Here is a 21,905-nt window from a genome sequence, read left to right on the forward strand (position 1 = left end):
AGCATCCAGGCAGCATGTCTTCCGATCACCTGCGAATGGGCAAAAGTGCTCTGGAAGTCGTCAGGCGTTCGTTGGCCGCAAATCCGCAAGTCCCCCGATACGCGATCGGAAGTGCAATTGACGCCACGCAGAAATATGCGTTTTGGGAATTCCGGCAAGCTCGGCGAACGTATCTATCACTCGTGACCATTGGGGTGATTTTCCGAAGCGACCCGTGTTTCGTGGTTCGGCTTGTGCTCGAGAAGGGTCTGCGCGGAATACAACACTGTCTTCGTCTCGGTACGACCACAGCAAACCGTGAAGACCAGCCGCGAATGAAGAGGTTGAAATTCGACGATCATATTGCTCCTTCGCGTCTCGAATGCCCCAATGAGACCCCGCGATTACGACGTCATCTGATGCGGCTGGCTGCGGTGGATGCCAAGCTGAATTCAGCCCTCGCTCCCCGAGCGAACGGCACCTGATGCGGACGGAGGAGGAATGGTAGAGGAATCGCGAGCCTTGGAAGCAGGCCCGCGACGCTTTCAATTTATTTGATGACTTCAATCACCGTGCGGGTCTTCGGATTGACGAGCACACGTTGTTTGTTGACGACTACATAACCGTAATCAGGTTGATCGGGGATCGTGTGGATCTCGACCGTGTCAGGAAAAGCCGTGCCGACTGCGACGTCACCTTCAAAGGTGACGGATGGCGTTTCCTGTTTTTCGACATAGGTCCTGACCTCGCCAGGAACGACGACTGTCGTCGTCTGCGCGACTGCCGCGCCTCCGAGTGACAGAAACAGCGCTGCCGCAGAGATGACCAGTGTTTTCATGATGTTATCCTCCCAGGATTTTGAGTGTCCCGGTAAACGCCACCGATAACATATAGTTCCTCCGCTACACGGAATGCCTGTGTCCCAGCTCAATAGCGCGTCATTCCGAGGGTAAAGGCACATTTCCGAATGGTGCCGCAGGCCCGCGACCATGGACGACGACTGCTACGGTATCTGCGAGAAATGTGTGTCTCTCTGATTCGCATCGTCACGGAACCGAATCAATGTTCACGCTTTGATTCCCTACACGTCAGGAGGGTCGCGCGTCATGAATAACTCCCAGATCCAAGTTCCCATCCGTCCGCTCCACGTCGAGATCGAAGGTCTTGCCCGGTACCGACAGGCGCACACCGTCGATGAGCTTGCAGGGCTTCTCCTCAGTGTAAGCTGGCCGTCCTACGGCAAGCAGTTGTCCGAATTTCACCGGGCGCTTGCTACGTCGCTGGACGCGATGGAACTCTACCTCGATCCAGAGATCGCCCGCGATGCGTTCGTGAGGGCGGCCCATGCCGCAGGGATGCACGTTCTTCCGGACGACATGTCAGAAATGAAGATGGCGAGCTGATAGAAGGAAAGGCTACGAGAAGTCGGCAGTAAGACGAATTAGACAGCCATCTGCTGCAGACGCAGCGTCCAGCCCAGAGGAGATTCGTGAGCTGCCGATCCGTCCTGATCGGCATCGATCCGCATGAACGAAACCACCCAGTCGGCCGGCATGGCACCGGGAACGTCCTCGGTCTCGATGATCGAAATGATTTCCTCGACCGTATCGAGGCCGCTGCGGGTCGATTGGCCTTCGCGTTCCAGCGTCCAGAGATAACGTGTCGTCATGTCCCGGACTTACGCCGACGGTAGGACCCGTTCAAGGCCGTCCCGACGGCTTCCACAAGCTGTTCGGGCGAGGCCGGCTTCATCAGAAGATGACCTTCTGCGAACGCGGGTTCCAGCTCTGAAACGGATTCCGTCTCGCCCGAATAGACAATGAACGGAATGTCGCAATCGACGAGATGCCTGCCACGGCCGTGCAGAAGCCGTCCGAGAGGCGAGGGTCCACGATTACGGCGGACGGCGAATTTTCCTTCAGCCAGGAAAGGGCGTCCGATCCGGTCGAGAGCGTTACGAAGCTGCGCTGGCCACATCCCTCCAGAACCGTTTCGATATCGATCGCGATGAAAGGTTCGTCTTCAAGGATGAGGATCGTGGGCCTATTTCTCCTTCTGGGGCAGCGCAAGAGTATCGAAAAGGACCGTGGCTGTCACTTCGGACTGAAGTCTCAATAACCGTGCGAAGAGTGCCGTCAGAGACGAGGGCGGGCGGCTTGTTAGCTTGCATGGCATGGCCATACTCCTCGGCCTCCGGACGTGGCCAACGACGTCCTATCACTCCGGTAATCCCGTTCCCAACAGGCCCTGTCTGAACTTCTCAGTCTGTTCGGCAGTTTCGACCACGATCCCTCGCGCCAAAAACTCCCTGATCGTCAGATCTGGGTGATTTTCGCGAACGCTTTTGGCAAGTGCGGCAGCTTCCTGGGAGCGGCCCGCCATCGACAAGCAGGCGATCATCCGGGTGCTGGTATACTTTCCGGGGTTCGGTAGCTGCTTTAGCGCCGCTAGGGCCTGCTCGTAGTCGCCCTTAAAATAGAGAAGATTACCCAAAACTGCGTGATACCAGTGAGGCGGGTAGGGGTTGAGCCGCATCCCTTCTTCGACCAAGGGAAGTGCTTCGTCTAAACGGTTTCGCCTTGCCAGAAGTCCGCCGAGCTGGACCAATGCATGGGCGTCACTGGAATTGAGCTTATATGCCAGGCGGAATTCTCTCTCGGAGTTGTCAAAATCCTTCAAGTAAAGGTGAGCGAGCCCGAGTACACGATGGGCGCCAGCCTCTCCCTCGTCTAGCTTTACGGCATGACGAGCAAGGGCGATCCCGTCGCGAAGTACAGCCTTAGGCGCGTTGGCATAGCCGCCGACCGCTATCCTCGCCAACGCAAGATGAGCGTGTGCCAGCGCAAAGCCCCCGTCGCCGGCAACCGCTGCTTCGAACATCTCCACTGCCTTGATGTTGTCATCCGGCTCGTAGCCTCTGAGATGCACGAGCCCTCGCAGATAATATTCGTAAGCGGCGAGGCTGGCCGGCGGCCGCCGGAGGGACTCTCGATAATCACAGCTTTCGATTTGACCCACGAGATTTGCGACGATCATTTTCACGATCTCGTCCTGGATGCCGAAAATATCTGCCGCTTGCCGCTGATATTTCTCAGACCAAACCAACCGCTCCGTGTCTGCTTGGATCATCCGCACCGTGATCCGAACCTCGTCTCCCGACCGACGCATGTTGCCTGTCACGAGATAGTTGGCAGCGAGCTTGCGCCCAACTTCCTTTAAACCCTCCGAGCGATCACGGAACGCAAACGCTGAGGACACCGCAATCACCGACAGGCTCCTGAATCTTGCCAGGCCGGAGATGATGTCCTCAGTAAAGCCGTCGACGAGGAACTCGTTCGCTGCTTCATCTGCGCTTTGAAAGGGAAGGACGGCGACGACAGTTCGAATTGACTGCTCTATTGTGGGAGTGCGAGGCCAATGCCATGCACGCACGGGTCTGGAAATATTTTTCAGATGTAGCAGTCCTCCATCTACAAACAGCCGCTGCAATTCCTCTGGGAGGGTGTCGTGCGTTGTTTCTGAGATGCAGATGCCATCCGGTAACGCGTGTTGTTCGAGGCGCGCCGCAACATTCACGCCGTCGCCGAACACATCGTCCTGAGTGATCATGACCTCGGCGTAGTTTATACCAATTCGAATTCGAAGAGGATCGGTGCCACTGGCAGCTACAGCCTCGCTGGCCAGCAGATACTGTACCTGTAACGCCGTCGAGATGGCGACGGCCGGGCTGTCGAATATCGAAAGTAGGCCGTCACCCATAACTTTGATTGTCCGACCGCCACTCTTGAGGATTCGAGGCTTGAGGATCTCTTCTTGCAAGCGACTAACGCTTGCCAGTGTTCCTTCTTCATCGGCTTCCATCATGCGCGAATAACCGACAACGTCCGTCGTCAGGATGGCCATCAGTCGTCGGGTGGTGGGCGAAGAGGACATCTGTGACAAATCCCGACTAAACGGCAAGTGCTTCGAATGGAATGTACAGTCTTACGGCACTGATGTCATTCACACGGAGAGATAACGCTCCGCAACCCTCCGTTGACAGAGCGCCGAGACCCGTGCCTGGATCCACCTCCGGGCTGCCTTGCAACGACATGATTCAGAGGCGCCTGCTTGAAAACCCATATGGGAGAGAGCATGCGGAAGTGTTTAGGCCTGCTAACGGCAGGAGTCTTTCTTAGCGCCAGTTCGTCAGTCAGATAAGCCAATGAATGCGAATTTCATGACGGGCTGATCGGGCGTCTTTGGTGCGATTGAGGGCGTGGGACCAGAACTCCCCGGGACCTCGTGACCCAGACTGACGATCCCGGTGGCGAGGTCGACGAACCATTCGAACGACCGACACGCTCAACGCCGGCGTGACTATCAACCGTGGACTTGAGCTCGATCGGCCCGGACGGAAGCGGACGAGGGCGCGCTCGCTTCAAGTGTGTCGGCTTGCGCTCGTTGATGTCTCTTGAGGATGCGAGATTGCTAATGCGACTTCCATGGCTATCGTTTGTCGAGCAGGGCGTCTGTCAGAAGCCGGCTGGGCGATCGGTTTCGATGATACCTGGAAACGGCTTCGATAATCGTTCGGGCTCACGCCGATCGTCTTGGTAAAGACCCGCCTCATCGCGTTAACGTCTGCGAAACCGCAGATGGTAGCGATCCTTTGTAGTGGATGGACAGTGTCCTCGAGCAGCCTTCGTGCGGCGTCCGTCCGAGCGGCCGCGACGAAATCGGCCGGCGTGATTCCAAGCTCCCTGCGAAAGACGCGTGCGAAATTCCGGATGCTCATTCCAATCTCTTGAGCCAAGCTCTCGACGTCGAGGTTGCCGTTCAGATTTGCGAGCACGAACTCCTGAGCCTTCTGTATCAACGTCGTCTCGGACATCTGCCCGACAAGGTGCGCGCTGAACTGCGATTGGCCGCCAGGTCTTTTCATGAACATGACCATGTAACGGGCGACGATCATTGCTACGTCCTTGCCGTGATCCTCTTCAACAAGCGAAAGAGCGAGATCGATGCCGGCGGTGACACCGGCGGCGGTGATAAGCGACCCGTCCCGTACGTAGATGGCATCGGCGTCGAGATCGATCGCCGGATACTCGCGGCTAAACTTCGCCGCGCATTCCCAGTGTGTCGTCACCCGCTTTCCATCGAGAAGCCCGGCTTCGGCAAGCAGGAAAACCCCGGTGCAGATCGAGCCGAACCGCCGAACGCCTGGAACGCGGCGCCGCAGCCATGCAGTGACTTCTGGATCGATCTCGAGAAAGGCAGGGTCTCCGGCAACCAGCAGCGTGTCGATCTCTTCATCCTCGTCGAAGATGGTGCGATCCGCCATGAACCTCAACTGACCGGTTCCGGCGATCGAGCCTGATCCGGTTGACATGACCTGTATATCGTAGGCGCTCATGTCGCCCAGCCTTCGCGCAGCCTCCCAGAAAACTTCAGCAGGGCCGACGATGTCCAGTGACTGCACGCCTGGCGGCGCGAGGATGACAATCCGCATGACTACGCTCCTAGTTGCCCGTCCAATGTCTGGTCATGCAAGATTTCTGCCAGTCCCGTCATGGCTAGCCGGCGCCTGATCTGCCTGCTGTTGAGGTGGAAATTCTGACCGTCGCCTATGCAATGTTCTTCGATCTTCTTCGTCGCAGCCGCTTGGAAGGTCGCCTGGTTCACCTCGTAGAAAGCGATACAGTCCGCCATGAGCGGAGACTTCCGGAGGACTGCGCGAAACGCCCTTCGATGAACGAGGCAGTTCCCGCCGTTACCGGCTGTGAACCGCAACGCGTCGAGGTCTGCGCTCCAAAGCGGGCTCGAGTTCACGCGGTACCTTCAAATCGATGGTAGAGCGCCCCGCTCACGGACCCAAGGAGAGCCCAGAAGACTAAGCTCGTCATCACCGCAGCAGCCACGAACTGATGCTCGAGGGACTCCGGGGCCAGCGGGTGCATTCCTTCCGATGCGACCGGAGCGCCGATCAGGTGAGGGGTCGCGATGACCGCAATGGCGACGGATGCCGCCCATGGGTTTCGTTGGAAAGCAATTAGACCGATACCGACTGCTGTAGCCAACGCGGTTCCAATCCACCAGAGCTGACGGTCGGCCAGGGGCGCGGAAGGCGTTCCGGGTAACTCAGGCGGCAGACCTATTAAAGGCGCGAGCATGACGCAGGCGAAACCGGCCAATCCCCACAGCAAGCCGTCGCGCCAGGTGACGGGCTTCCCACGCATTGCGATAAGTCCGCACAGGACCAGGGCGTAGCCGATGGCAGTCAGCATGTTGGCTGCCACCGTGAAGGTCATCCGCTCCAGCCCGTCTGACGGCTCCCAGCCTGCTTCGTCGTGATCGTGATCGGCTTCCTGGGGGTGGGGTGTCGTCATAGGTGAGACGGTTTTCGTGGCTCCGCCCGCCTTCTCATATGCCTCGGCCTTGGCGATCAGCTGGCTCGTTCCAGCGAATTGGGCGGCGCTGACGGCGCCGCCGACGATGACGCCCGTAAGGGCCGCCGTGAATACGATCGAGCGAAACAGCGACATGAGATTAAACCTCAGTGGCAGGGAAACGCGTTGGCGTGACGGGTGTCATGCGCTGCGTTGTGAACGATTTCGATGTGGGAGAACCCGACGAATCCCACGATCAAAAGACCGAAGAAGACCGCCGTCGCAGCCTGGAGGATTTTCGCGGCCGACGCCGTGAGGTTTGGCGCCGCGATGGCAGTGGAGGCTGAGATTGACATCCTGATACCTTTCAAGTGTTCGAGTAGAGAGCCAATTTTGGCAAGATTTGAGTGAGATCAGGCCGCCAGAGCGGCCACGATCTCTTCAGGGTCGACGACACCTGCCTTCACGACGGCCTTCTCAAGGGCTGTCAGGAACTGGTCGTAGTAATTCCAGCTCGAGCGATCGATGGGATGCGCATCTTCCCAATCCTTGATCGTCGCGATCAGTTCGTCTCGGAAATCGTCCCATTCGAAGGCGCCGCTCTTTGCGAGGGCAAGCGCCATCCCGAACGAGGATCGCTCCCATTGGGAACCGAAGCAGAGGGCACCATTGGCTCGGGGAGGGTTGTCGGTCTTGCCCATCATTTCCGTAACCGCGAAATGTTCGAACTGGGTTAACATCGCATCCGCCTCAAGCGGCCTTGGCGATGGCGACGCCCATCATGGCTTCGGGGGTTACGAGAGCCTCAAGCTCCGTCTCCGTCAGGCCCTCGGTGCCTGGCGGGCGTTCCGGGATAACGAACCAGCGGATCTGCGCGCTGGAATCCCAGACTTTGATCTCGATGGCCTCCGGCACGGGCAGACCGAACTCGTTTAAGACCGCGCGCGGCTCGCGAGCTGCACGGCTGCGGAATGTCGGATCCTTATACCAGTACGGCGGCAGCCCCAGGACTGGCCAAGGGTAGCAGGAGCAGAGCGTGCAAATGATGAGGTTGTGGACGTCTGCAGAATTGGCGACTGCGCGCATATGTTCGCCCTCCGCGCCCGCCATCCCTTCGGGAAGATCGAGCTCGGCAATCGCTGCGGGGGTATTTGTCACCAGGCGGTCCTTGAAGGCGGGGTCGAGCCATGCGCGGGCGACGATCTTGGCGCCGTTAAACGGTCCCATCTTCGTTTCGAAGAAGTCCAAGATGGTATCGACGGTCTTGTCCGTGATGATGCCTTTCTTGATCAGGAGGGCCTCGAGAGCTTTAACGCGCGCGGCACTGTAGGCTTCGCGATCTTCGCGGTATTTGAAGCGGTCGGTCATCTGAGTGTTCTCCTATTGCTTTGCGACGTCAGGCGGCTTGGGCGGCGACGGCGCGTGGGGATTCCACGTAGTGGGCGTAGAGATCCGCGTAGAGGCTGAAATTCGTCTCGGCGTTGGTGGGCCAGAGTTCCTCCGGCTCGAAACGGATGCAGTAGACCGGCATCGCAGCGCCGATCCCGTCCGTTCCCGTGTCACAGAGGTAGACGTAGGCGCCGTCGTAGACAGTCTCGACGGTTCCCGTCTTACCCCGAAGAAAGCCGGGCAGCCTGGTATGTTCGACCGATGGGACATTCCTGATCGAGACGAGGTCGCCAATGGTGAAATCGAAGGATACGTCTGCCTCGCGCTTGGGGCTGTCGCCTTCGACGAGATATTGAACGACCCGATCGTCGATCGCCTGGTCGCCGGCCGTCGGCACGGGCATCGAGGGATCAGCGTAGTATTCCTCCGTCAGGGCATCGAGTTCCTCGGCGGTGATGTAGCCGTTGTCGATGAAGTAGCCGGAAATGCCGCCAAGCCATTTCTCGTAGTATCGGTATTTGAAGTAGTCGAACGGGTTGAGAGATTCCGCACCCTTGCGCAGGTCCGCCCAGGTCCAGATGGTCGAGAATGCAGACGGCGTCGCCGGAAGCGGGAGTTGAGAGGACAGGGCCATCATTGCGGTGTGGATACCGAAGATGCGGGTCTCCCATGTTTCCACGAAGACACGCGTTTCCGTGCTGACCGGGCCCAGGCCTTCAAGGCCTCCGAGGTAGTGTTGGAGCTTCATCGAAATTTCCTCTTGAGCGATTGGTGTGGCTACGCGGTGGCGGGCTTCTTGGTGGAGAGCAGCGACGTGCCGATTTCCGACAGAAGACCGAAGGCGCCGCCGAGCAGCATTGCGGCCATGGCGACGAGGGTTGGATGGTTCATTCCTGACGTGACGACAGACGTATTGGTGGCGGCCGTCGTGCCGACCAAGGACGCGAAGCCGAATACGATGGCCGGCGGGAAGTTCAAAATCTTGATGGAGGACACCATCACCATGGCCGAGGTGCCGAGGCCCACGAGTAAGGCGACAAAGATCGGCTGCTGCGGTCCATATTGGATCACCAACAGTGTTAGCGACGCGATGATGATACCGGTCCAGTTGGACACGACGCTCTTGACCAGGCCCTGCTGCCCGCCGCCGCAGGCATAAAAAGACGCCCAGGCGATAAACGTCACCCATACCGGAACAGGAAAGACGGTGGCGGTGATGTAGGTGTCTATGGCGCCCAGGACGCCAAGGCTGATCATTGCTGCTACGAGAGGGGGCATGTCGTGTCTCCTTGTGTGAAAGCGTGGAATGGGTCAGGACGCCAGGGCTTGGCGTTGGACAATGCAGCGCTCGAAGCCCGCTCGCAGCATCTCCTCGTCAAGGTTGCGACCGATGAAGACGATGTCGCTTGAGCGAACCTCCGACGGTTGCCAGACCTTTCCCGGCCGGCCTTCCAAGGTCATGTGGATGCCATGCAAGACATATCGCCTGGCTTCCCCGGCGAAGCTGAGCACACCCTTCATCCGAAACAGGTCGGCTCCGATGTCCTGCACCAGGCGGGTCAGCCAGCTATTGAGCGCCACCGGATCGAGAGGCTCTTGCTCGCGGAAGGCTACGCATCCGATAGTTTGATCGTGCTCGTGGTTATGTTCTTCCAGGATCTGCGGATCGATCGCGAGCACGTTCTTCAAGTCGAACGCGCCGACGCCCACGACATCTTCAAATGCGACGCCGCAATCCTTGGTCGGGATGATCCGGGCCAGGGGATTTCGTCGCCTCAGATCCCGTTCGACTTGCAGAAGATGATCCTCGTCGACCAGATCGATCTTATTCAGCAGCAGGACGTCGGCAAAGCTGATCTGTTCGACTGCTTCTTCTTGCGCGAGTTGTCCTTCTATATGTCGGGCGTCGACGACGGTGACGATCGCGTCCAGTTCCAATCGGGCGGACAGGACGTCGTCGAGGATGAACGACTGGATGACGGGGGCCGGATCGGCTAGTCCCGACGTCTCGATGATGAAACGATCGATCTGGCGGCCCGACTGAAGCAGGGCTCTAATCGCCGCGATGAGGTCGTCGCGGACGGTGCAGCAAATGCATCCGTTGTTCAGTTCCACGATCTGATCGCTCGTCTGCACGACAAGTTGGCCGTCGATGCCCACTTCTCCATATTCGTTGACGATGACCGCAACACGCTCGGTGCTCTCGGACGAAAGAATCTTATTGAGTAGCGTCGTCTTTCCGGCTCCGAGGAAGCCCGTGAGTATAGTGGTTTTCAACTTCGACATGGCTGTCGTCTCCGTGTCAGGCACAGCTTCGCCACTCCCGTGAGTGCAGGTCGACAGAGGGATCGCTATGCAGTTTTCGGTGTTACGAAGGGCGAGTTGTCCCGATCGCTTGACCGGCATTACAGGTAAACTTGCGAAATTGCGCAATGCGGCGAGGGTTTCAATTTCGGCCAAAGGAATCGCAAAAGCTGCCAAAAAACGCCGCTTTTTGCGGTTTGCTGATGAAATAATCAGCGTGCCTAAATTAGATACAGGGCATGCCTTGGGGATGTTCGGCGGATCGAACTACGAGATGATCGATTGGAACCCGACGTCCCGCCAAGAGTTCGCTTCTGCATTACCGCCTTAGTGGGGGGACAGTTAACCGCCCTTGCGATCATGGGAATCCGGAGATGAAAACGGAATACAGCGAAACGACAGTTCCCGCTTTAACCGGGATCAAAGGACGTTGCCCACGTTGCCAGCGGGGACATCTGTTCAATGGCCTCCTATCCCTCGCTCCCGCCTGTGAAGTCTGCGGCTTGGACTACTCCTTCGCGGACCCGGCGGACGGGCCGGCATTCTTCGCCATGAGCATCGTCGCGGTTCCCGCGCTTGCCTTTGCTCTGTGGCTTCAGTTCACCTTCGACGTTCACCTTTGGGTCCATCTTGTCGTGACGGTCCCACTGACCGTGCTGGCATGCATATTGTTGTTGAGGCCTCTGAAAGGATGGCTGGTCTGCTCGCAGTACTTCCACAAAGCTGAAGAGGGTCGGATCGATCGAGAGTGGAGCAAATGAAGGCGAGCAGATCCCGAACCGAAGGGCTCCGTCGCAAGGTCGGAGTCGACGCTCGCCGTCGCCGCGATCCTCCTGATCGCCTTGGCGATTATCGGCGCCCGGCCTTAAGTTTTACCATGACCACTTTCGGATGATCGCCGACCCGCTCAACTTCGAGAATCCCGGATGCCTCTGCGAGATCGCTCAAGCGGGCGAAGCCATAGTTGCGCGCATCGAAGTCAGGCGCCTGTTTGGCGAGATGGGCACCGACACGTCCCAGGTGAGCGCGACCATCTTCATCGGCCGAGGCGGCCACTGCCTTCTCGAGCATCTGCAGGGCGGCGTCATCGAGCTTTCCTTTCGCGGATACTGATGGCGCTGGCGCGACCTTCTCTGGTTCCGTTTTTTCGGGAATCAAGGCCTTCATCCCGGTTCGACCACCGGCGACCTTGCGCTCTCGTGCGCCGCCAGCGGCGGTCTCGTTGCCCTGCTCACCCAGCACATCGAAATAGACGAACTTGTCACAGGCAGTTATGAACGGGCGAGGGGTCTTGCGCTCGCCAAAACCGTAGACTGTGACGCCCTGTTCACGGACCCGCGCGGCAAGCCGGGCGAAATCGCTGTCACTGGAGACGATGCAGAATCCGGAGAAGCGACCGGTATACAGCGGGTCCATGGCGTCGATGATCATCGCGCCGTCGGTGGCGTTCTTGCCCGTAGTATAGGCGAACTGCTGGACTGGCTGAATGGAGTGCTCCAGCAAGCATGCCTTCCAGCCGCTCAGACTTGGCTTGGTCCAGTCCCCATAGATGCGTCTGACACTGGCGGTACCATAAGTGGCAATCTCGGCCAGCAAGCCGGTGATGATTTTCGGGCTGGCGTTATCGCCATCGATCAGCAGGGCGAGAGTGTCTTGCGTCATATCCTGAAGCTCGCTTCCCTTGGGTGCTGGCTGCGATAAGCCAGTACGCGATTGCCAATGATATCCTGAAGCTCGATATAGCGAAGTTTCACCTTGGCGCGGATCATGCTCGCTGCCAGCGCGACGCAGGAGGGATCAGAACCGTGGCTGCAAAAACCGTCAGGCCAGGGTCATGAGGTTCATGCCTTGGATTCCTTCTTTCCAAATGCCGGTCAACGAATACCTGATGGTAGTTTCAGGAATCTATCCTGAACATCAGATGAAGGAGGCCGAAGAGTTTGAAAGGAGCGGTGCCGGTGTGGCTGTGGGAATTGATGACGGTGAAGGCGGGAGCGCGTGCCGAGGGGCCGCCGCAGCGGTCGCTTCAATTGCCGTTCTCGTTCCGCTCACGGGCCCTTCCAATGTTGATCGCGTTCCGGTGTAACATTCCCGCTTTTTCCGTTTGCAAGCTTGGCCACGATCAATCAATTGCCCCAGCCAATTTGAAACCGATCAAATCGAATCTCGCTCAACGGTTGGTTGGAACGGCCCAGCCTTACCGAACGTAGAACGAGACGAAGCTCGGGGGAATAGTATTGTTCAAAAATGATCGGAGGCAATCCCGTCAGTTCGAGACGGCTGTTGATGGCCCAAACCTTGTAGGAACAAGATGCAATAGTTTCCTCTCCCCAGCCGTCGAACCTAATAAAGGTAGCGCCCGAAACGGATCTTTGGCCATTGATGAAAAGTGTCGTCTCGGAATGCCAGCTCTTCTTCTGTGGTAGATCGTCTAACGCAACCGCCTTCGCGTATGTCAGCTCATGCGTCCCGCTGGCGCTAACCCTCTTTTCGACGAGCAAGGGGTGTAAATATACAGCCGACACCGGATGCAGTGAACGGTTACGCTCCATCAGCCGTTGTTCGGTGAGACCCGGACCGTCCGGCTTGTAGAACACGGAATAGAAAGGCGCTTCTCTGGTAAGCAGCACGCCGTATTTGGTTTCTTTAGCGCTTAAGCAGTTGCCAGAGGCAGGCGCTGCCAATGTTATTCCAACCAACAGCGACAAACTTCTCAGCAAGATCGACATTCCAGATATCCCTCATGCAAATCACCGCGGCGCTTGGGCGAATTCCACTATCTCGAGCATGCCGTCCCATCCACATCGCCGTCTTCATCCAGCTCGTGCACCGGTAAATAGGTATTCGTCTCCATCCACTCCCGCACGATGAACTGATGGTGTCATTGCGTGTCATGCCGAGCTCGCCGGCTAGTCGCGCAAAGCCGTCTTGATTGACCGCGGTGTGCAAGGAACTTCGGTCTGGATATGGAGTTGACGTTATCGATTGACAGCACTGATGGTGCGATCGAACGAGGCTTTTCAGATGTCGAACAAACCCAACTTCTTCTCGCACTTTGCCACAACGGTCGCGGAGCTTTCAGGAAGGCCGTTCACCTTTGTCGCGGCTTTGGCGCTCGTGCTTGCCTGGGCGGTGTCCGGACCCTTTTTCGGCTATTCCGAAACCTGGCAGCTTGTGATCAATACCACCACGACCATCATCACCTTCCTGATGGTGTTTGTTCTGCAGAACAGCCAGAACCGTGACGGAAAGGCTCTGCAGGCCAAGCTTGACGAACTTATCCTGACGAGCCAGGCCGCCAACAAGTTTGTCGGCATCGAAAAGCTGGAGGAGGGCGAACTCAGGGAAATGAGCAAGACCCTTGCCGAACAGGCCGAGTGCGTCGAGGAAAAAGCGGATGAGAAATCTGCTGCAGCGTCGGCGTCCGCCTAATTCGCCGAGATTTGGCCGTGATGCTGCTGGCGCATTCCCCCGATTGCGTCGGCATCTTTCTTCTCAGCCGCAATCCAGTGGTTTCCTGCCCTGCTTGAGCGGATCAACTCATCGAGCTTGGTTTGGAGCGCCATCATATCCCGGTTCTGGGAGTGCTGCAGCAACAGCAAAATAAACAATATAATGAGTGTCCCGAGCATGTTGGTCAGCAAAAACCACTGTCGCGGGAAGGAAAAGCTGAGACCCACTGCTGCCCATAGGGCTACGAACGCGATCAGCGCGACAGGGACCGCACGATGCCCGGCTGATGAGACGGCCAAGTCAGAGATCTGTCGAAAGCGCCAGCACATACGCCTCTCCAAAGCGCGTAAAGCGGAAGACGAAAAAGTTCCTATCCACCTACGCTCAATAAATAGGGCGTCGCGAATGAGATAAAACCCGCGTTTCTAAACTGACCCCCGAAAGTTGGACATCCAACCTCGGGGGTTTTGCATGTCCACACAGCCTGGCTTTTAAGCTTTTTGTTGTGGAGTTTTATGGGAGAAGGACGAGCGTGGCGCTCGGGGAGTCGGCGCGCACTTCGCATTAGACCATCGGTTCGCAAATGGGTAGCAAGCTATGGGGGCTACTGGGCTCGCGAAGAAGTTCAGCCACTACGATGCAGCATTCAAGCTGAGTGGCGGCGCGTTGTCGGTGACCTTCAGAGCGCCACCACCTGCGCAAATGATGACGAAAGGTGAATGCGTGGGGGCGCCGCGGGCGGAACTGTCCGAGCACAACCGGCTAAACGCCGAGAAAATAGTCCGGCCGCCAACGTGTCAAAGGCAATCTTTACGGCCCTACGTCGAGATCGAGGACTGGGGATAGTCTCTGATGGATTGACGGGTCGCCCGGCGTTAGACAAAACGCATCAGCAGGAGTTTATCGATGCGTGTTGCCGCCATTCTCTTCATAGCCGTATGCCTATTCCTGGCGGGAGCGACTGCTTCGCGCGCATATGTGAGCAACTCGAACCTTTGGGTGCTTGCTACCGCGCTTGTTCTCTACACATTAGGTAATCTTTCGATGATCGCGCTCATGCGGACAAGCGGACTTTCCCTTGCTATTTCGTTGTCCTCAGTGGCGCAGCTTATCGCCATCAACGCGATTGCCGTTTTGGTTTTTGACGAGCGGCTCGGCTGGCATCAGGCGGTTGGTGTCCTCCTCGGGATAGCATCGGTTACACTCATGGTGATCGGATAAATGGCTCTCAGCTACGTTTCCTTGACGACGGCGGATGGCAGTCGTGGGGCGGATTCTCATGGACGCAAAACGTCATGCGGCAATGCGACCGAGGTATTGGACGAAGTGCTCGGGCGAAATCAGGCTTGGGTGCCAAGGCGCGCTGAACATGTACGATAACATACTTCTTTTCCTTGCTGGCTTGTTGGCAGGCAGCATGAATGCGTTGGCGGGTGGCGGCTCGTTCGTATCCCTGCCTGCGCTGATATCGGTCGGAGTGCCGTCGGTAGCCGCAAACGCGACAAGCACCTTAGCCTTGTTTCCCGGCGGCATGGCGAGCTCGTGGGTCTATCGTGACGGCGTTAGGAGTGTGTGCGGCGTTAATGTCGTGCCCATTGCTATCGTGACGGTGATGGGTGGTGTGGCCGGAAGCATTCTCTTGCTGCTAACCCCATCGAGCATTTTCGATAGTATCCTGCCATGGCTTTTGCTGGTGGCGACATTGATGCTCGCTGCAGGTCCGAGGCTCAGCGTCCGGTTGCAAACGCAGGCACGTCCAAGTGTTATCGGGTTCGCAATGGTTCAGTTCTTTCTCGGTCTTTATGGCGGCTATTTTGGCGGCGCGGTGGGTCTCATGATGCTTGCGGCGTGGAGCGCGCTCGGGGGCGGGGACATCAAGAGCTTGAATCCGACGAGAATGGTGATGGTCACCGCCGCCAACGCGGTCGCCGTCGTCGTCTTCGTACTTGCCGGGGCAATCGTATGGCAGGAGTGCATTGCCATGACGATTGGAGCCGTTATCGGCGGGTGGATCGGAGCGCATATCGGACGAAGGCTACCATCATCGGTCGTCCGGGTGCTGACCCTCGCGGTCGCCATTTTGACGACCGCGGTGTTCTTTTCGCGAGCTTACCTTTGAGCGGAGGTCCCGTACCCCTCAGGCTCTCAGTCAAGTCCTCCAAAATGCTCAAGGGGCTCTACGAATCGGATCGCGGCAAAGCGTCGATCAAGCGGATGTGATTGAGAACACACATTGCCGTCGAATATTGGCGGTACCCCGACGAACTGGTGCCCAGTGTTCGCCTTTCCAAATGCGCGGATTTCCTGGTTCATGGGCGAGGGGCGCGATCCCGGCTCCTGGATCATTCAACTAGCCCTCAATGCGGCGGGCGCGTCCTCGAAGGCGTAGGGATTGAGGAACTGGCGTCGCCGAACAGTTTCTTGTCTACCGGTGAAAGCGGGGCTTCCGCTCGAAAGCGATCAGCGTCCACGTCCACAAGGAGCTGAAAGGGAGGCTTAAGATATCAAGCCGCAATACGGCAAGAGATACACATTGTTGTATGCGTTTGTATTGCCGTTGAAGGAAAAGGCCATGACCAGCAAAAATGCCACCGATACCCATACCCGCGCCGTTAATTTGAGGGTTCGTGAGGACGTTCGCGTCCTGATCGACCGTGCCGCCAAGGCCCTCGGGAAAACCCGTTCGGATTTTATGATCGACGCTTCGCGCCGTGCCGCTGAAGACGCGCTCCTCGATCAGACATTAGTGCGGGTCGATCCTGCCAGCTATAAACACGATCTCGCCGTCCTCGACCAGCCGCCAAGTGGCGAAGGCTTCGAATGGTTGATGAACGCGCCCAAACCCTGGCAGCCTTGATGTTGTCTGCACCTCGTTCACACAATCTCCGACGAAGCCAAAGCCTTCTAAGAGCATTTCGGATTTGTAGCGTCGCCCGCGAATCCTATGACCTTGGTGTTATCGTTGAATGCTCGAGAAGGCTTGAAGTGCTCGGTAAAATTCGCCTTCGGCCGCCCTCTGACAACCAACGACGGTCGGCGAAGACGGAGCTTTGAAAAACTTGTCCAAACGATTGCGGCATGATTCCGAGTATTCGGAGCGTGCCGGCATTCCAATCAGAAAACGTCACATGATCTCAGTCATCAGCATGCACTTGAACGCCGCGGCAGAGCAGTCCCCAAGTCGGGCTTCGCTGTGCGACCTGGGCGTGAGCTTGCGTCATCGGATCGTCGCCGTCATCTGGCTCGGGGCCGTCAGGAGGCGGTGTCTCCCCAGGATCTCGCTCAGGTTCGGGATTGCCGATCGGCGGCGCTGGCGGCGGAACGATAGGCTCGTTGGGTACGGACATGATTTCCTCCTTGCTAACCGGGAAACTCGCGTGTCCTTCGGTTTATTCAAGAGGAGGTGGCGTGAAGATATGCCTTTCTCGATCAGAGACCTGATCGCCGCCGACGGTCTCGGGCCATGGCCGACTCTTTGAACAGGAGCAGGGGTTTCGGCGCGTTCGACTTCCTCGCGAACATGTCGGCGGCCTATGGTGGCTTCAGCATGGCGGGTAAAGAGGCTGGCGAGCGTTTCCGTGCCATCAGGTGCCCATGCTGACGCTGGCGATGCTGCGGCGACTGAAGAGCCTTTAAGAAATTTTCTCCTTTCACTATGGCCCGCGAAACGAGCTTGGGCATGCCAGCGGATCACGGAACAGTTCTTGCACGGTTACTAATATGTTTACCGTGGGGAGACCTAATGTCATGAAATGGCACAGATCCGGAGAGTTTACGCCCTTGATGCTCGTTGTAAGTGGGCCGGAAAAGTACAAACTTGTCGCAACCCTTTGGGAGGCTGCCAAGATGCTGACGGCTTGCTGGCCCACCGACGATGGAGAAGAGTATCTCACAGCGATTAGAGCGTGCCGGGATGCACTTCATGGGGACGTTTCGGCCGAGGACGCGCGAGAAGCGCTGATCCGTGCCGCCGACGAAGCTGGCATTCCAGTGATCACCGTCGTTCACTGAGCTTCGCTGCCGAATGAAATGAGTTCACGGGCGCCTTCGTGAAACAACCCTCTCGTTCCGCTGCATGTGCGGGTCGATGCCGCTGAACATCACTTCCAGGCCGCGCTCGGCCAGCAGTTCTTCTGGCCTCTCATTGGTGACAAGTGCCGGCTTCCGTTCCTTCATCCACTTCGCGTACGTCTGCGCCGTGTCGATGCCAGGCGAGAGGGGAACACCTTCCCCAGCAACCGCATGTTCTGCCCGTCCCATTTTACCGTGTCGCCGTCGCCAACGGTCAAAGACGCGCAGATGATCCGCCCAGCAATCATTGAACGATATCACGACGCTCGGCCGCCTCCAGCTTTCGCCTGAATGCCTGTTCCTGTTCGTATGACTTGTCTGGGAAATGCTCGAACGTCGCCGCGGCCGGAGAAGGACTGTTGCCCCAGCCACCCCACTTCTCGCATCCCTTTTCTTCGCAATAGTGGACATACATTTGCGGCGCTTGCGTCAGAGGCCGTCTGTCGCTGTCGCTCATCTTTCCTCCTGGAGTTGCCAGCCGGCTTTCGGGACCGGCCACCCCTTCTGGGCCGCGCGGAAATCAGCCTCGGCTGCGGCTTTCTTCCTGGCTTCCATGATGCCCGTTGCCCAGACAGTGATGCGCATGCGACCGGCTTTGAATACGAAGCGCCGTTCGGTCGTTTGCTTGCCTGCCGTGTATCCCGCGCGAAAGCAAGCGCGCGCGGCCGACAGACCAACGCTCTCGCGGAAAGCCTGCGGCTGCGACGACCACCAGTCCCGCAGAGCGGTTTCGAACGACACGGACGTTGGTTGGGGGCGGTCAAGCATAGGCGTCAGCCCTGGTCTCGGCTTCGACGTCGCGGACCGGCCATCGCAGCCGCTTTCGCTCATGATTGATCCTGGGCATATCAGTCTCGGTGGTAGCTCGGTCGCCAGCCGCGGGCCATGCCTCGGCTCATGGCGCCTTCGGTCAATGCCAACTGCCGGCGAAGGTGACGGATATCTTCCAGAAGGGTGTCTATGGCTGCGTGCGTATCGCCTCTGTGGTAGGCAATCACCTTTGCACGCTCATCGTCTTCCACGGCTTCGCCGATCGGCTGCTCTCGCATATCCGTGCTCCGTACTTCGATTTTAAGAATGGCTGCCGCGGCGCCGATGTTCTTATTATGTTCTCATTTGTCTGCGAGTCAATAATCAATCTTGGGTCAATTGAGGTTTCGCAGCCATTTAGACGGCGGCGACCATCTCTCTCACGGTGCTGATAACCCGACTATGATCATATGGTTTGCTGAAGAACCGGCCCTCGACCGGCAGGACCTCGTCACTTAAGTCATGGTGCCCTGATGTCACGGTGATCTTGACAGGGGGCCATCGGTCCCGTACCGCCGCGGCAAGTTTAAGACCATCCATAGATCCTGGCATGTCTATATCGGTGAACATCAGCCGGATTTCTGTGTGGACATTCAGGATTTCTATCGCAGCGTCCGCGTCGGAGGCTTCGAAGACCGTGAACCCCTCGTCCTCGAGCGACATCACAATGGCCAAGCGGACGAGAACCTCATCCTCAACAACAAGAACCGCCGCGCCGATACCAGACATCTCAACGCTCTCCGTTCCAGCCGCGAGCATCTCTCGCATGGCCTCGAGCACGGTAACCCTTGGGCGGCAGGAAGGATCCATCCTCCGCTGAAAATCGCAAGATAACCCTCAAACGCTCTTCGAATACGCTATCAGCCGCGAAGCCGGACCCTTGGCGCTGCACTGAAAGCCTGATGCGGCGAACGTCATGGTCGGCGCCGTGCCTAATAACGAGCCCAGTGCTGAGCGCACATAGCGTGTTCCATATCCCTGACGCGTCGGTTGCCGCACCGGCGGGCCATCTGACTCAGTCCAGTCGAGGAAAAAAACCGGCTCGTTGCTGCCAGCGATGGTCCAGGAAACCTTCACCTTTCCGTCTGCAAGCGATAGCGCGCCATATTTGATCGCATTTGTCGTCAGCTCATGCAGACAAAGAGCGAGCATCGTGCCCGCCTCGCGGGTGACTGCCAGGTCGGGACCGTTGAAGTCGATACGGTTGAGGCCATCGCTGTTGTAAGGGGCCACCGTCAGGCTGACAATCGATAGGAGTGAAATCTCCTCGCCGTCGGCTTCAAATACTGCGGTATGAACGTTGGAAAGCGCCACCAGCCTGCCGGTGAATTCCCTTGCAAGATCATCGACCGTCGCCGCTCCCCGTCTGGTCATCTGGAAAATCGAGGTAACGCTCGCGAGAATATTCTTGACCCGGTGATTGAGTTCTAGCCGCAACTCCCGCTCGCGCTCAAAGGCGTCGCGAACCTGTCGTTGGCGGAGGCGTACCAGCAGATTTGACTGCAGGACATTCACAAGTTCCAATGGAGCGATCGGCCTCATGTGGAACAGAAGGCGTGACCCCGGCCATGACGACTGCAGCCGACTGCGAATTGCTGCCAGCGGCGCGGACCTCTCCAGAAGAATAATGATCGGCACCTCCGACCAGTCAGGCTGGGTCGAAAGGTGTTCGGCGATCTTTGCTACCGTGTTCGGATCAAGCGCCTCGTTCGTGACGACGATTATGGCGGGGTCCGATACAAGATGGTGGCTCAGATCATCATCGACTTTGGCCGCAACGACGCCGATTTTTTGCTCCCGCAAAAAAGCGGCAATATAGTCGGCGTCCCGGCGAAAAGGAGCCAGGACCAGCACCCAGTCCAGTTCGCTTTCGCTTTGACTTTCGTTCATTTGGGGTCCGGCAGGGGATTGTATGCGACGACGCTGACACTGCCGCTTTCGATAATCAATTCCCTCACGTTCAAGTCGTGCGGACCGTGGCGTTTCTTGACCACGGTGATGTTCCGCCGCAGTCGTCCTTCATGTTCGACGATCCTGAGCAACAAGACGGTGTCCCCCAGGAAACTGACATCGACATCGATACCAACATTCTGCCCAAGAAGGCCGTGTTGCGCCACAATAAGCATGGTCAACACGCCTGATCGGGACAGGTATTTCAGAAGGGACTGGATATCGCGGACGGCTTTGTCGCGGTGCGGCAGGGAATTGAGGTAACCGGTCAAACTGTCGATCACTACGACCTTCGACTTGCTCTGCGTCACGGCATCTTGAACGATCTGACCGAATTCCCCTGGGGAGATTTCGTTCGGATTGAAGTCGCGCAGGATCAGTTTGCCGTCTCTGTGGAACTGCCTAAGTTCCATGCCAAGGCCTTCCGATCGGCGGAAAAAGGTCTCGAGCCGTTCCTCGAAAAGGAAGAGTGCGACGTTTTCCCCGCGCTCGAGCGCTGCCGTTGCATAAAGAGACGACATCGTCGACTTTCCAGTTCCGGATTGTCCGATCACCAAGGTCGTCGTTCCGGCCTCCTGGCCGCCGCCGAACATTTCGTCGAGCTCGGCGACGCCTGATTTGATGAGCGGCGGCTTGCCGCTGTCCGACGCCGTGTTCGGCATGATGCGAGGGAAAACCACGACACCTTCCCCCTCACGAATCGCCATGTCGTGATATCCGTCGGCAACCGGCACACCGCGCATTTTGGAGATTTCAACGCGGCGGCGCACGCCGCCATATTCCTCCAATGATTTGTCGAGCCGGATGACACCGTGAGCAAGGCCCTCAACTTCCTCACCGCTGCGGTCGTATCCCGCCGTTTGTGTATCGAGCAGCAATGCCACCACATTCCGTTTGGCAAGAAATGCCTTGAAGGCAATAAGTTCGCGGCGGAAGCGGGGCGAATCTCCGGTGATGAGCCGAATTTCAAGCAAGGAGTCATAGACGAGACGGCGGGGCTTGTGTTCCTCGATGGCAGCCTCGATGGCTTTTCTGGTCTCATCCAGCCTGAGATCGGAAGTCATGAAGATGCTCTGCTCATCAGCCTCGTTGACCGAGCCGGACGTCGCGAGCTCTTCGACACGAATGCCGTCAAGCGTCCAACCATGGGATAAGGCGATGGCGTTGAGTTCGGCGGCCGTCTGCGACAGCGTCACGTAGACGCAGCTTTCGCCCACTTCGACACCGGCGCGCAAAAACTGCAGTGCAGCAGTCGTCTTGCCGGATCCCGGAGCGCCCTGAAGCATATATAGGTTGGACGCGGGAAGGCCGCCGCGGAGAATTTCATTCAATCCTGATATTCCGGTGCTGACAACAGAGGGAGTTTTCCGTTTGGGCATGGTCACTTTCCGTAGATATCCGGGCGGCGTCGACGGGACGGCGACGCCTCTGCTTTATATTTGTCTTCCCCCAAACATCAATAGAATGAGACATGGCTGCAGGTCCTTCAGCATTCAAGGCTGACGGGACTTGCACGCACCGGCCTCAGGCTTGAAGATCCAACTAACCGTTCCCAGATTGTCGGGATCAAAAAGCTTAGAA

Annotated in this window: 33 protein-coding genes and 1 pseudogene; 10 read left to right on the forward strand and 24 right to left on the reverse strand. The window is 57.8% G+C overall.

The window, feature by feature from the left end; all coding sequences use genetic code 11:
* A partial coding sequence (locus tag OLZ32_RS39450; protein WP_406649506.1) for a hypothetical protein occupies window positions 1–186 on the forward strand: 186 nt, incomplete at its 5' end.
* Window positions 187–529: 343 nt separating this feature from the next.
* On the opposite strand, the gene OLZ32_RS26665 is transcribed toward OLZ32_RS39450, so the two are convergent.
* Window positions 530–817, reverse strand: a complete 288-nt coding sequence (locus tag OLZ32_RS26665) for a DUF1236 domain-containing protein (RefSeq protein WP_003548563.1) — start codon at window positions 815–817, stop codon at window positions 530–532.
* A gap of 268 nt (window positions 818–1,085) precedes the next feature.
* Between OLZ32_RS26665 and OLZ32_RS26670 the strand changes: the two genes are divergently transcribed.
* A complete protein-coding gene (locus tag OLZ32_RS26670) occupies window positions 1,086–1,382 on the forward strand; it encodes a DUF982 domain-containing protein (protein ID WP_003548565.1) in 297 nt (98 codons plus the stop codon).
* A 38-nt stretch (window positions 1,383–1,420) separates the two neighbouring features.
* Here the strand turns inward: OLZ32_RS26670 and OLZ32_RS26675 are convergent, their stop codons facing one another.
* From OLZ32_RS26675 to OLZ32_RS26725, 11 genes are all read right to left on the reverse strand, one after another.
* Window positions 1,421–1,648, reverse strand: a complete 228-nt coding sequence (locus OLZ32_RS26675; RefSeq protein ID WP_017991818.1) for a hypothetical protein — start codon at window positions 1,646–1,648, stop codon at window positions 1,421–1,423.
* Window positions 1,649–2,196: 548 nt separating this feature from the next.
* Window positions 2,197–3,882, reverse strand: coding sequence for an adenylate/guanylate cyclase domain-containing protein (locus OLZ32_RS26680; RefSeq protein WP_245276893.1), 1,686 nt, complete (start codon window positions 3,880–3,882; stop codon window positions 2,197–2,199).
* Window positions 3,883–4,399: 517 nt separating this feature from the next.
* On the reverse strand, window positions 4,400–5,470 hold the full coding sequence (locus OLZ32_RS26685) for a GlxA family transcriptional regulator (RefSeq protein ID WP_003548571.1): 1,071 nt from the start codon (window positions 5,468–5,470) through the stop codon (window positions 4,400–4,402).
* A gap of 2 nt (window positions 5,471–5,472) precedes the next feature.
* The gene (locus OLZ32_RS26690) at window positions 5,473–5,670 is read right to left on the reverse strand and encodes a hypothetical protein (RefSeq protein WP_264423531.1); all 198 of its coding nucleotides are present in this window, start codon (window positions 5,668–5,670) and stop codon (window positions 5,473–5,475) included.
* Window positions 5,671–5,786: 116 nt separating this feature from the next.
* The gene (locus OLZ32_RS26695) at window positions 5,787–6,503 is read right to left on the reverse strand and encodes a CbtA family protein (protein WP_264423533.1); all 717 of its coding nucleotides are present in this window, start codon (window positions 6,501–6,503) and stop codon (window positions 5,787–5,789) included.
* A gap of 11 nt (window positions 6,504–6,514) precedes the next feature.
* On the reverse strand, window positions 6,515–6,703 hold the full coding sequence (locus tag OLZ32_RS26700) for a CbtB domain-containing protein (RefSeq protein ID WP_003548583.1): 189 nt from the start codon (window positions 6,701–6,703) through the stop codon (window positions 6,515–6,517).
* Window positions 6,704–6,760: 57 nt separating this feature from the next.
* On the reverse strand, window positions 6,761–7,087 hold the full coding sequence (locus tag OLZ32_RS26705; protein WP_130793984.1) for a nitrile hydratase accessory protein: 327 nt from the start codon (window positions 7,085–7,087) through the stop codon (window positions 6,761–6,763).
* Window positions 7,088–7,097: 10 nt separating this feature from the next.
* Entirely contained in the window at window positions 7,098–7,715 is a 618-nt protein-coding gene (gene nthA, locus OLZ32_RS26710) for a nitrile hydratase subunit alpha (protein WP_264423536.1), read from the reverse strand.
* A gap of 28 nt (window positions 7,716–7,743) precedes the next feature.
* On the reverse strand, window positions 7,744–8,484 hold the full coding sequence (gene nthB, locus OLZ32_RS26715; protein ID WP_003548589.1) for a nitrile hydratase subunit beta: 741 nt from the start codon (window positions 8,482–8,484) through the stop codon (window positions 7,744–7,746).
* A 29-nt stretch (window positions 8,485–8,513) separates the two neighbouring features.
* Window positions 8,514–9,014: a DUF1097 domain-containing protein gene (locus tag OLZ32_RS26720; protein WP_003548591.1), complete on the reverse strand. Its 501-nt coding sequence runs from the start codon at window positions 9,012–9,014 to the stop codon at window positions 8,514–8,516.
* Window positions 9,015–9,047: 33 nt separating this feature from the next.
* Entirely contained in the window at window positions 9,048–10,022 is a 975-nt protein-coding gene (locus OLZ32_RS26725; protein ID WP_028743555.1) for a CobW family GTP-binding protein, read from the reverse strand.
* A 67-nt stretch (window positions 10,023–10,089) separates the two neighbouring features.
* Between OLZ32_RS26725 and OLZ32_RS26730 the strand changes: the two genes are divergently transcribed.
* Both OLZ32_RS26730 and OLZ32_RS26735 read left to right on the forward strand, forming a co-directional pair.
* On the forward strand, window positions 10,090–10,371 hold the full coding sequence (locus OLZ32_RS26730; protein ID WP_264423542.1) for a hypothetical protein: 282 nt from the start codon (window positions 10,090–10,092) through the stop codon (window positions 10,369–10,371).
* Window positions 10,372–10,414: 43 nt separating this feature from the next.
* On the forward strand, window positions 10,415–10,801 hold the full coding sequence (locus tag OLZ32_RS26735; RefSeq protein WP_003548595.1) for a DUF983 domain-containing protein: 387 nt from the start codon (window positions 10,415–10,417) through the stop codon (window positions 10,799–10,801).
* 88 nt (window positions 10,802–10,889) lie between these two features.
* On the opposite strand, the gene OLZ32_RS26740 is transcribed toward OLZ32_RS26735, so the two are convergent.
* Complete coding sequence (locus OLZ32_RS26740; protein ID WP_264423544.1) at window positions 10,890–11,702, reverse strand: NYN domain-containing protein; 813 nt, start codon at window positions 11,700–11,702, stop codon at window positions 10,890–10,892.
* Between the two features lie 172 nt (window positions 11,703–11,874).
* Between OLZ32_RS26740 and OLZ32_RS26745 the strand changes: the two genes are divergently transcribed.
* The gene (locus OLZ32_RS26745) at window positions 11,875–12,126 is read left to right on the forward strand and encodes a hypothetical protein (protein ID WP_020486872.1); all 252 of its coding nucleotides are present in this window, start codon (window positions 11,875–11,877) and stop codon (window positions 12,124–12,126) included.
* Window positions 12,127–12,166: 40 nt separating this feature from the next.
* Here the strand turns inward: OLZ32_RS26745 and OLZ32_RS26750 are convergent, their stop codons facing one another.
* Window positions 12,167–12,769 (reverse strand): hypothetical protein, encoded by a 603-nt coding sequence (locus tag OLZ32_RS26750; RefSeq protein WP_264423546.1) that lies wholly within the window; start codon window positions 12,767–12,769, stop codon window positions 12,167–12,169.
* 47 nt (window positions 12,770–12,816) lie between these two features.
* A pseudogene (locus tag OLZ32_RS26755) lies at window positions 12,817–12,956 on the reverse strand (CopG family transcriptional regulator); the annotation flags it as partial.
* Window positions 12,957–13,064: 108 nt separating this feature from the next.
* Here OLZ32_RS26755 and OLZ32_RS26760 point away from each other — a divergent pair.
* Window positions 13,065–13,472 (forward strand): low affinity iron permease family protein, encoded by a 408-nt coding sequence (locus OLZ32_RS26760; protein WP_264423548.1) that lies wholly within the window; start codon window positions 13,065–13,067, stop codon window positions 13,470–13,472.
* Here OLZ32_RS26760 and OLZ32_RS26765 read toward each other — a convergent pair.
* Window positions 13,469–13,822 carry a low affinity iron permease family protein gene (locus OLZ32_RS26765; protein ID WP_264423550.1) on the reverse strand — a complete coding sequence of 118 codons (354 nt, stop codon included), beginning with the start codon at window positions 13,820–13,822 and terminating at the stop codon, window positions 13,469–13,471. The two genes, OLZ32_RS26760 and OLZ32_RS26765, sit on opposite strands and share 4 nt — an antisense overlap.
* 577 nt (window positions 13,823–14,399) lie before the next feature.
* On the opposite strand from OLZ32_RS26765, the gene OLZ32_RS26770 reads away from it, so the two are divergent.
* The 3 genes from OLZ32_RS26770 (at window position 14,400) to OLZ32_RS26780 (ending at window position 16,350) form a co-directional block, all read left to right on the forward strand.
* Complete coding sequence (locus OLZ32_RS26770; protein WP_264423552.1) at window positions 14,400–14,714, forward strand: EamA family transporter; 315 nt, start codon at window positions 14,400–14,402, stop codon at window positions 14,712–14,714.
* 148 nt (window positions 14,715–14,862) lie between these two features.
* Window positions 14,863–15,612: a sulfite exporter TauE/SafE family protein gene (locus OLZ32_RS26775; RefSeq protein ID WP_264423554.1), complete on the forward strand. Its 750-nt coding sequence runs from the start codon at window positions 14,863–14,865 to the stop codon at window positions 15,610–15,612.
* 453 nt (window positions 15,613–16,065) lie between these two features.
* Window positions 16,066–16,350: a type II toxin-antitoxin system TacA family antitoxin gene (locus tag OLZ32_RS26780; RefSeq protein ID WP_264423556.1), complete on the forward strand. Its 285-nt coding sequence runs from the start codon at window positions 16,066–16,068 to the stop codon at window positions 16,348–16,350.
* A 277-nt stretch (window positions 16,351–16,627) separates the two neighbouring features.
* Here OLZ32_RS26780 and OLZ32_RS26785 read toward each other — a convergent pair whose 3' ends face one another.
* Window positions 16,628–16,840, reverse strand: coding sequence for a hypothetical protein (locus OLZ32_RS26785; protein WP_264423787.1), 213 nt, complete (start codon window positions 16,838–16,840; stop codon window positions 16,628–16,630).
* A 400-nt stretch (window positions 16,841–17,240) separates the two neighbouring features.
* Between OLZ32_RS26785 and OLZ32_RS26790 the strand changes: the two genes are divergently transcribed.
* The gene (locus OLZ32_RS26790) at window positions 17,241–17,504 is read left to right on the forward strand and encodes a DUF982 domain-containing protein (RefSeq protein ID WP_017991801.1); all 264 of its coding nucleotides are present in this window, start codon (window positions 17,241–17,243) and stop codon (window positions 17,502–17,504) included.
* A gap of 24 nt (window positions 17,505–17,528) precedes the next feature.
* Here OLZ32_RS26790 and OLZ32_RS26795 read toward each other — a convergent pair whose 3' ends face one another.
* From OLZ32_RS26795 to OLZ32_RS26825, 7 genes are all read right to left on the reverse strand, one after another.
* On the reverse strand, window positions 17,529–17,825 hold the full coding sequence (locus OLZ32_RS26795; RefSeq protein ID WP_264423559.1) for a hypothetical protein: 297 nt from the start codon (window positions 17,823–17,825) through the stop codon (window positions 17,529–17,531).
* Window positions 17,809–18,021, reverse strand: a complete 213-nt coding sequence (locus tag OLZ32_RS26800; protein WP_264423561.1) for a hypothetical protein — start codon at window positions 18,019–18,021, stop codon at window positions 17,809–17,811. The genes OLZ32_RS26795 and OLZ32_RS26800 overlap by 17 nt, the downstream gene beginning before the upstream one ends.
* Window positions 18,018–18,332, reverse strand: coding sequence for a hypothetical protein (locus OLZ32_RS26805; protein WP_028743561.1), 315 nt, complete (start codon window positions 18,330–18,332; stop codon window positions 18,018–18,020). The genes OLZ32_RS26800 and OLZ32_RS26805 overlap by 4 nt, the downstream gene beginning before the upstream one ends.
* 80 nt (window positions 18,333–18,412) lie before the next feature.
* Entirely contained in the window at window positions 18,413–18,613 is a 201-nt protein-coding gene (locus tag OLZ32_RS26810) for a hypothetical protein (protein WP_003548617.1), read from the reverse strand.
* A gap of 118 nt (window positions 18,614–18,731) precedes the next feature.
* Window positions 18,732–19,103 (reverse strand): response regulator, encoded by a 372-nt coding sequence (locus OLZ32_RS26815; RefSeq protein WP_264423763.1) that lies wholly within the window; start codon window positions 19,101–19,103, stop codon window positions 18,732–18,734.
* Between the two features lie 108 nt (window positions 19,104–19,211).
* Window positions 19,212–20,264: a sensor histidine kinase gene (locus OLZ32_RS26820; protein WP_264423565.1), complete on the reverse strand. Its 1,053-nt coding sequence runs from the start codon at window positions 20,262–20,264 to the stop codon at window positions 19,212–19,214.
* Entirely contained in the window at window positions 20,261–21,703 is a 1,443-nt protein-coding gene (locus OLZ32_RS26825) for an ATPase domain-containing protein (RefSeq protein ID WP_264423567.1), read from the reverse strand. Before OLZ32_RS26825 ends, OLZ32_RS26820 begins: the two co-directional genes overlap by 4 nt.
* Window positions 21,704–21,905 lie beyond the last annotated feature (202 nt).

It is taken from the genome of Rhizobium acaciae (assembly GCF_025941625.1).
Classification (GTDB): Bacteria; Pseudomonadota; Alphaproteobacteria; order Rhizobiales; family Rhizobiaceae; genus Rhizobium; species Rhizobium acaciae.

Coding starts and splice junctions, on each gene's coding strand:
- OLZ32_RS26665 (WP_003548563.1), bottom strand. CDS start 817: ATGAAAACACTGGTCATCTCTGCGGCAGCGCTGTTTCTGTCACTCGGA.
- OLZ32_RS26670 (WP_003548565.1), top strand. CDS start 1,086: ATGAATAACTCCCAGATCCAAGTTCCCATCCGTCCGCTCCACGTCGAG.
- OLZ32_RS26675 (WP_017991818.1), bottom strand. CDS start 1,648: ATGACGACACGTTATCTCTGGACGCTGGAACGCGAAGGCCAATCGACC.
- OLZ32_RS26680 (WP_245276893.1), bottom strand. CDS start 3,882: ATGGCCATCCTGACGACGGACGTTGTCGGTTATTCGCGCATGATGGAA.
- OLZ32_RS26685 (WP_003548571.1), bottom strand. CDS start 5,470: ATGCGGATTGTCATCCTCGCGCCGCCAGGCGTGCAGTCACTGGACATC.
- OLZ32_RS26690 (WP_264423531.1), bottom strand. CDS start 5,670: ATGGCGGACTGTATCGCTTTCTACGAGGTGAACCAGGCGACCTTCCAA.
- OLZ32_RS26695 (WP_264423533.1), bottom strand. CDS start 6,503: ATGTCGCTGTTTCGCTCGATCGTATTCACGGCGGCCCTTACGGGCGTC.
- OLZ32_RS26700 (WP_003548583.1), bottom strand. CDS start 6,703: ATGTCAATCTCAGCCTCCACTGCCATCGCGGCGCCAAACCTCACGGCG.
- OLZ32_RS26705 (WP_130793984.1), bottom strand. CDS start 7,087: ATGTTAACCCAGTTCGAACATTTCGCGGTTACGGAAATGATGGGCAAG.
- nthA (WP_264423536.1), bottom strand. CDS start 7,715: ATGACCGACCGCTTCAAATACCGCGAAGATCGCGAAGCCTACAGTGCC.
- nthB (WP_003548589.1), bottom strand. CDS start 8,484: ATGAAGCTCCAACACTACCTCGGAGGCCTTGAAGGCCTGGGCCCGGTC.
- OLZ32_RS26720 (WP_003548591.1), bottom strand. CDS start 9,014: ATGCCCCCTCTCGTAGCAGCAATGATCAGCCTTGGCGTCCTGGGCGCC.
- OLZ32_RS26725 (WP_028743555.1), bottom strand. CDS start 10,022: ATGTCGAAGTTGAAAACCACTATACTCACGGGCTTCCTCGGAGCCGGA.
- OLZ32_RS26730 (WP_264423542.1), top strand. CDS start 10,090: ATGCAGTTTTCGGTGTTACGAAGGGCGAGTTGTCCCGATCGCTTGACC.
- OLZ32_RS26735 (WP_003548595.1), top strand. CDS start 10,415: ATGAAAACGGAATACAGCGAAACGACAGTTCCCGCTTTAACCGGGATC.
- OLZ32_RS26740 (WP_264423544.1), bottom strand. CDS start 11,702: ATGACGCAAGACACTCTCGCCCTGCTGATCGATGGCGATAACGCCAGC.
- OLZ32_RS26745 (WP_020486872.1), top strand. CDS start 11,875: ATGAGGTTCATGCCTTGGATTCCTTCTTTCCAAATGCCGGTCAACGAA.
- OLZ32_RS26750 (WP_264423546.1), bottom strand. CDS start 12,769: ATGTCGATCTTGCTGAGAAGTTTGTCGCTGTTGGTTGGAATAACATTG.
- OLZ32_RS26760 (WP_264423548.1), top strand. CDS start 13,065: ATGTCGAACAAACCCAACTTCTTCTCGCACTTTGCCACAACGGTCGCG.
- OLZ32_RS26765 (WP_264423550.1), bottom strand. CDS start 13,822: ATGTGCTGGCGCTTTCGACAGATCTCTGACTTGGCCGTCTCATCAGCC.
- OLZ32_RS26770 (WP_264423552.1), top strand. CDS start 14,400: ATGCGTGTTGCCGCCATTCTCTTCATAGCCGTATGCCTATTCCTGGCG.
- OLZ32_RS26775 (WP_264423554.1), top strand. CDS start 14,863: ATGTACGATAACATACTTCTTTTCCTTGCTGGCTTGTTGGCAGGCAGC.
- OLZ32_RS26780 (WP_264423556.1), top strand. CDS start 16,066: ATGACCAGCAAAAATGCCACCGATACCCATACCCGCGCCGTTAATTTG.
- OLZ32_RS26785 (WP_264423787.1), bottom strand. CDS start 16,840: ATGTCCGTACCCAACGAGCCTATCGTTCCGCCGCCAGCGCCGCCGATC.
- OLZ32_RS26790 (WP_017991801.1), top strand. CDS start 17,241: ATGAAATGGCACAGATCCGGAGAGTTTACGCCCTTGATGCTCGTTGTA.
- OLZ32_RS26800 (WP_264423561.1), bottom strand. CDS start 18,021: ATGAGCGACAGCGACAGACGGCCTCTGACGCAAGCGCCGCAAATGTAT.
- OLZ32_RS26805 (WP_028743561.1), bottom strand. CDS start 18,332: ATGCTTGACCGCCCCCAACCAACGTCCGTGTCGTTCGAAACCGCTCTG.
- OLZ32_RS26810 (WP_003548617.1), bottom strand. CDS start 18,613: ATGCGAGAGCAGCCGATCGGCGAAGCCGTGGAAGACGATGAGCGTGCA.
- OLZ32_RS26815 (WP_264423763.1), bottom strand. CDS start 19,103: ATGTCTGGTATCGGCGCGGCGGTTCTTGTTGTTGAGGATGAGGTTCTC.
- OLZ32_RS26820 (WP_264423565.1), bottom strand. CDS start 20,264: ATGAACGAAAGTCAAAGCGAAAGCGAACTGGACTGGGTGCTGGTCCTG.
- OLZ32_RS26825 (WP_264423567.1), bottom strand. CDS start 21,703: ATGCCCAAACGGAAAACTCCCTCTGTTGTCAGCACCGGAATATCAGGA.